Origin of the sequence: Clostridium sp. CCUG 7971 (genome assembly GCF_017590215.1) — a bacterium.
Classification (GTDB): Bacteria; Bacillota; Clostridia; order Peptostreptococcales; family Peptostreptococcaceae; genus Faecalimicrobium.
Genome location: NZ_JAFFPK010000131.1, coordinates 1 through 6,590, shown reverse-complemented (window position 1 = coordinate 6,590; position 6,590 = coordinate 1). Strand labels below are relative to the sequence as shown.

The window sequence follows — 6,590 nt, the reverse complement described above, 5'->3', positions numbered from 1 at the left end:
GTACCTTTATTTTATATATATTATAATCTACTTCCATTATCTACCCAATCTTTAGCTTCTTCAACATTGTCTAAAGATGGAATTGTAACTTTACTGTGAGGCTTTAGTTTATCTACATCTGCCCAAGCTGCAGTTGATTCATTGTTAGTCGGTCTATGTTTTTTTAACCTTTCATTATTTGCCCCACTTAGTGCTTTAGTTTTATCATTATTCAAAGTAATCACCTCTTTTTTCTTTTGTATTAGTTTTAACCATTATTTATTTTACAATTCATATTAATTTAAAGATTCCTTGCAATAGCCTGTGTTGTATTTTGTATGTTTAAAATTCCATATCCTTGAGAGCTATTTGGAAAAACATATATGTCTTTTTTTGTTGCTCCAAGCATTAGGTATGTTTTAAGGACTCGCGTAAATAGTCCTCTTCTTGCATAAGCACTTTGCTGGCTTATATAGTCCATCAAAAGAGCTAAAGCTCCTGTTGCTAAAGAACTACTTACTCCTGTTCCTGTAGCTTTAGCATAGTTTTGATTTATAAATGTTGATATTATATCAACTCCTGGAGCTACTATATCTGGTTTTGTGTATCTTTCCTTTACTGGACCTTTTGATGATCCTATCCACATACTAGTTGTTTTATCATTATATGCTCCAACAGTTATTACGTTTTCTGTAGTTCCATATAATGTTATTGTCGAATAAGACTTTGGATCTATAAATCTTGTATCTTGGGCTATTAAATTTTTATTAGGAAGATAAACATCATAATCCCCTGTTATCATAAATTCAGTATATAATCTTAAAGTCCATATTCCAGGTTTTACATTACTTATTCTTATCATTAGTTCCTCATTCCCAGAAAAAATCCATGGATAAGTAATAGACATTTCAAAAGTTGAATTCTCTAAATTAAATTTACCTTTATACACTTGAATATCAGGAGAATATATTACCCGGTCACTCATTTCTCCTGATGGCGATATTAAAATTGCAGCAATTTTTCCTGGCCCATTTGCAGCAACAGTAATATCTAGTACTTTTTGTTCTCCAACTTGTATAACTATATCTTGAGGTGTAGCTTCATTTCTAAAAGTTCCTTCATAATGAATATCTGTATTTCCTTCATTTCCCGCACCACTAACTACAATAATTCCTCTACTGCTCAAATCAGGAAAAGTATCTAATAAATTAGTTATTATAACAGACTTTGATCTATCAGCTACCGTTAAATTTATTATAACTAATCTATCATCTCTCTTTGATACGTCTATTACATACTTTATAGCCGCTAAAAAATCTGTATTTAAGTAATTTATTCTGCCTTCTTTATAAGTTCCCTCATAATGTCTTAACTTAACAACTACTAATTCACTATTAATTGCTACACCTTTATAAAGAGAGTTTAATCTACCGCTTCCTACAGCTATTCCAGCTGCTATTGTTCCTGTTCCAATATTATCTACACTTAAAGTTGGGTCTTTATCTGCTATCGCCTTATTTATTTGTTCTTGACTAAATTCACTTCCAAATATCATCCCTTCTGGAGGATTATTTTTAGAACTTTCTTGGTCCCAAATAGATATTATTCTACTGGTACCATCATTTTTTATAAAATCTGGGTGTAAATAATCTATACCAGAATCTACTATAGCAACTAATATACCAGCTCCGGATACATTTAGATATGGATGATTATATATATAGTCTGTTCCTGCAGCAACTGTAGCAGTCACTCCTCCTGCTATTGATTCATTTATCTCTATCAAAGAACTTAATGGAGATTCTCTTTGCCACCATGCAACCTCTGGTATTCTATTTAGTATTGTCTCATTAAAATTCACAGGTACATATATAACAGCAAGCTGGTCATTTAAAATCATATATTCACTAATATTATTTTGGCTGAAAGCTTGAACTATATCACCTTGATAAATTATGGTATATGATGTTTCCATATTTTCCTCCTTACCTTAATTGATCAAAAATATTTCTTATATTAAGAACACCAAATCCATAACTATTATTAGGATATGAAATATTACTATCTCTAACTGCTCCAGCTCTAAAATATGTTCTTATTTTTTGAACAAATGCTTTTTCTGGATATCGTCTTTCTACTAAAACATATTGTAAAAATAAAGCAGCACACCCTGATGCATATGCTGATGCTGGAGCTGTACCTGTAATTGTTGCATATTTTCCTCCTGGATACGGCGCTATTATATTTACACCAGGAGCAACTATATCTGGTTTTTGTAGCTTTGATATAGATGGTCCCCTTGATGAGCTTTGCCATAAACTACTATTTATTGTATTGTAGGCTCCGACTGTTATAATATCGTCATATGTTCCTGGATATGTTATAGTTTCATCTGGGTCTGGATTTCTAAACTTAGTTCCAGGGTCTATAAATACTCTATTGGGAAGATATACATTAAATATACCATTTGTTATATATTCTCCTGTAAGTCTAAGTTTCCAAACACCTCTTTTAGCACTAGTTAATCCTATTATTGTTTGTTGTTGGCCTGAATAAGTAGTTGGATAAATATATGTTATTGAGTATCCGGTTGACTCTAAATCAAATATTCCTGATATTCTAGAATAATTTGCTACATCAACATCTTTGCTTGTTTCTCCTGTTGGTGTTACTATAGTCACTTTAGCTATATCTGGCTTATCTATCCATACTTGAATTTCAAGATTTTCTTCATTATTAGTTAATTCAAATTCAACTTCTTGAACATCTCCCTTAAATAAAATTCTTCCACTTGTATGTGTTTGAGTGTTCCCTTCGTTTCCTGCTGCTGTCACCAGGCAAAGGCCTCTAGAATAAAAAGCTTGCTGAGTAATAGTTCTAGTTGATACTCCAACAGAACTATTAGTTCCATAAATTGTATCAATAACTATTGGCAGATTATTAATAAAAGCTTTTTCATATACATACTGAGTAGCAATAAAAGCCATTGCATTATTGTAAAAACCATTTATTTTATCCATCTTTACTACTATTAAATCTGAATCTTCAGCAACTCCTGCATACTCTCTATTTACCTTCCCAAGTCCAGCACATATTCCAGATATCATAGTTCCATAGCCTTCTGTATCAACAGATAATGTGTTATCATTTTGGGCTATAGCTTCATTTATTTGTTCTCTAGTATACTCTGTTCCTATAAGATAACCTTTAGGAGGATTTCCCTCTTTAGTTTGATCCCATAGATAAAGTATCTTTGACGTTCCATCTTCATAAATAAAATCTGGATGTAAATAATCTATACCACTTCCTATTATAGCTATTGCAACTCCTCTTCCTGTTAAAGATAAATTAGGATTATTTTTAAAGAAGTTTACTCCTATTTCTTCATTTGCATTTACTCCATTTGCAGTTCCTTGTGTTATATCTCCTAATAAAGTTAATCTTGTGGTTGGTTCATATCTTGTTACCGATGGCACTGATAATATTTCTGGAAGAGCTGAATAATTATTTTCATTTATAAAAAGTACGCCAAAGCCATCACTTAGTTTATAAAATTCATTTCCTGGAACTATTGAATTTATTTCTTCTTCAAAGTTTGGACCATGTAAAACGTTAACCGCTTCTATGTTATTTCTCTGCCTCATCATTGTAATCTTTGGTACTTTTATTTTTTTTTTACTTTTCTAGTTCTTCTTTTTCTAAACTCATAGTCTTGTGTTTTATTTAGTTCAGCTAACTGACTTAATTCAAGAGTTGATAGATTTAAAAATCCATATCCTCTCGAATCATTTGGATATACCAAATTTCCAGTTCTTCTTGCTGATTTTAAAAGAAGTGCCTTTAATCTTGCTGAATATAAAAATAAATCATTTCCATTTACAATTCCCCACTGGAAAAATAATGCGCATACTCCTGTAACATGAGGTGTTGCCATACTTGTTCCACTAAGGGCTCCTGTATTCCCACCAGGAAGATATGATACTATATTCTCTCCCGGTGCTAATATATCTGGTTTATATACGCATGAATCAATATCTCCTTCACCTGAAAATACTGATACTATATCAGTTCTGGAATTAAAACTTCCAACAGTTATTACTCTAGATGCTGTTCCCGGGACTGTGACTGTTAATTCCGTAGTAGGTGTCAAAAATCTAGTATTTGGACTTAAGCCTTCTGATGTTGGTAAATATATATTTATATTTCCACTTACTACGTTTATTGGTTCAAAAACCATTTTCCATATTCCTGGTGTTATGGAGCTATCTGATGTTAGTTGAAATGTTACTCTTCTTGTAAGTGAATATGGAGCTATCGGGAAAAAATAACCCTTTATCCTTGTACTACCTATTACATTTCTTACTTCTTCTGAGTTAAGTGAAACTATTTGAGTTCGTTGATTTGATGGATTTACTAACTGAACATTAAAATCATCCGAAAAATTCGGCCATATATTAATATTTAATATTCTTTCATTTTCTCCTACTATAAATTCTACTTCCTGAACTTGGTTCGTTAATTGAATACTTTTATGACCACCTTTATCTCTATTATTTCCGGCTGCTACAACTATATTATTTTTCCAAAATAAGCACATATCATCAATATACTGTTCAAATAAAGATAGTCCTCTATGTGAACCTTCATTACTTCCATAACTTATATTTATTGCTACTGGCATTTTAAGCTCTAGTGCTCTATCAAGAATAAACTTTATTGCTCTCATAAATTCTGTACTTCTAGAAAAAGTATCTGTTGACCTATTTCCAACTCTTACAGCTATTATATTTGCCTCATTTGCAATTTCTGAACATATACCCGCTACATGGGTTCCATGAGCACTTGTTGGAGAAATTGGAATCGTACCCTGGTTATTTATTGCATTATTTATATCTTCATTTGTATATAACATTCCCTCTTTAAATCCTTCTGGAGGATTTCCAGTTATAGATTGGTCCCAATAGTAAAGTATCTTAGAATTACCATTACTATCTTTAAATACAGGGAGCGTGTAATCTATTCCTGAATCTATAATGCCTAGTATAGTTCCTTTTCCAGTTAATCCACTTCTATTTTTAAAGTTTGTAATTCCTGTACTTGAAAAACTTTGAGTGTCTTGTGCTTGTAATATAAATGGCTTTTCTATATATTCTATTTGTGGATATGAAAGTAAGTTATTGATTTGCTCTGCATTTTTAGCCGTTATAATCGCATATATTGGACTTAATATCTCTACATCTACTCCTAATTCTTCTTCAAGGCTTAAAATATTTCCATTATATTTTACTACAACTTCAAAGTCTATAATAATCACCTCCGATATAATTTAATTTTTCTATTAATATATATATGTACTAAGCCTGTTTTTATTGTATAATACTGATATTGATTTAATTTTTTGATATAAAAATTTTATATTATTGTAATTAAATCTATATAAATTGATAAGGATGTGTTATTTTGAAAAGTTCAAAGTTTTCTTTAAATATTATAGTTACAGTAGTTATATCATATGTTTTGATTAAACTTATTGATAGCTATCAATATTTTTTCAGTGTATTTAACTTACTTCTATCGCTACTTACTCCATTTGTAATAGCTTTTATATTAGCGTATATATTTAATCCTATTATAAATTTTTTAGAAGATAAGCTAAAACTAAAAAGAATTGTATCACTAGGTATTACCTATGGTTTGATTGCAGTTTTATTAGTATCATTTGTATTATTTACTGCTCCTGCTATAATAAGTAGTTTGGCGGATATCGTAAGTCAATTCCCTTTATATGTTTCAAAAACCCAAGATTTTGTTATAGAACTTGGTAACAGTTTAAAAAATGTTGATCCTAATACGTTGAAAGATTATGGAGATAAGTTTATGTCGGCTATGCCTGAGATTAGTAACCTACTAATTGGGTACATAGGTCAAATATTTAATACAACCTTCTCTGTAACAAAATTTATAGTTCAATTTGTACTAGCATTCATAATTTGTTTCTATATTCTACTAGAAAAGGAAAGTTTTTTATCTTTTTCTAAAAAAGTTGTTTATGTATCACTTGGTAAGAAATATGGAGACTTTTTATTAGACGTTGGACGAACTCTAAATTCTAATATCGGAAAATATTTTACAGGTAAAATACTTGATTCATTTATTGTAGCACTTTTATCTACGGTAGGGCTTTATTTCTTAAAATCTAAGTATTCCTTATTATTTGGTACTTTAATGTTCTTCTTTAATTTAATACCTTATTTTGGACCTGTACTTGGTATGGCTCCTGTGGTTATAATAAATTTATTTTATAACCCATCTGTAGCTTTATTCTCCTTAGCTTACTTAGTATTAGTTCAACAGATTGAAGTTGCTGTAATAGAACCTAAAATAGTCGGTGGCCAATTAGGCCTTAGCCCATTCTTAACTATTCTTGCAGTTACTGTGGGTGGTGGATTTTTCGGTATACCTGGTATGATTTTATCTGTACCTATAATCGGTGTAGTAAAAATATACTTAGTTGAATTTATCGAATATAAGCATAAAAATCTAAATAGAGATAGCGATATTAATATTGATATTGACATAGATATTAATAATTAAAAAATAACCTTACTTAT

Annotated in this window: 5 protein-coding genes; 1 reads left to right on the top strand and 4 read right to left on the bottom strand. The window is 30.5% G+C overall.

The annotated features are described in order from the left end of the window. Nucleotides 1–20: 20 nt before the first annotated feature. From JWF52_RS15610 to JWF52_RS19780, 4 genes are all read right to left on the bottom strand, one after another. Entirely contained in the window at nucleotides 21–215 is a 195-nt protein-coding gene (locus tag JWF52_RS15610) for a CDIF630_02480 family spore surface protein (RefSeq protein WP_208334458.1), read from the bottom strand. Nucleotides 216–280: 65 nt separating this feature from the next. Next, entirely contained in the window at nucleotides 281–1,954 is a 1,674-nt protein-coding gene (gene cspC / locus JWF52_RS15605) for a bile acid germinant receptor pseudoprotease CspC (protein ID WP_208334457.1), read from the bottom strand. A gap of 10 nt (nucleotides 1,955–1,964) precedes the next feature. Continuing rightward, nucleotides 1,965–3,626, bottom strand: coding sequence for a S8 family peptidase (locus tag JWF52_RS15600; protein WP_208334456.1), 1,662 nt, complete (start codon nucleotides 3,624–3,626; stop codon nucleotides 1,965–1,967). A 17-nt stretch (nucleotides 3,627–3,643) separates the two neighbouring features. Continuing rightward, nucleotides 3,644–5,293 (bottom strand): S8 family serine peptidase, encoded by a 1,650-nt coding sequence (locus JWF52_RS19780; protein ID WP_208334455.1) that lies wholly within the window; start codon nucleotides 5,291–5,293, stop codon nucleotides 3,644–3,646. Nucleotides 5,294–5,439: 146 nt separating this feature from the next. On the opposite strand from JWF52_RS19780, the gene JWF52_RS15590 reads away from it, so the two are divergent. Then, nucleotides 5,440–6,573, top strand: coding sequence for an AI-2E family transporter (locus JWF52_RS15590; RefSeq protein ID WP_208334454.1), 1,134 nt, complete (start codon nucleotides 5,440–5,442; stop codon nucleotides 6,571–6,573). The last annotated feature ends 17 nt before the right edge of the window (nucleotides 6,574–6,590 follow it).